Annotated in this window: 1 pseudogene; it reads left to right on the forward strand. The window is 55.5% G+C overall.

The annotated features are described in order from the left end of the window. Positions 1-127: pseudogene (locus L7A20_RS11925) on the forward strand (IS3 family transposase); the annotation flags it as partial. Between the last annotated feature and the right edge of the window lie 127 nt (positions 128-254).

The raw sequence follows: 254 nt of genomic DNA on the forward strand, positions 1-254 counted from the left end.
TCACCGCCCTGATCTGGTCAACCGCCAGTTCACCGCTAAAGCGCCGAACCGCTTGTGGGTTGCGGACTTCACCTATGTCCGTACTGCCAGTGGCTTCTGCTACACGGCCTTCATCACTGATGTGTTCGGGACTGTCAGATTAACGGTGTAAACCCACAACAAATCTAGCGACCAGCCACCTGCGGCAACCGATCACCAAAAACAATAGCAAAAGCATTCAACGCCGGCTTCCACCGACTCATCCACCGCCGAGC

This window comes from Rothia nasimurium (assembly GCF_928381415.1).
Classification (GTDB): Bacteria; Actinomycetota; Actinomycetes; order Actinomycetales; family Micrococcaceae; genus Rothia; species Rothia nasimurium_H.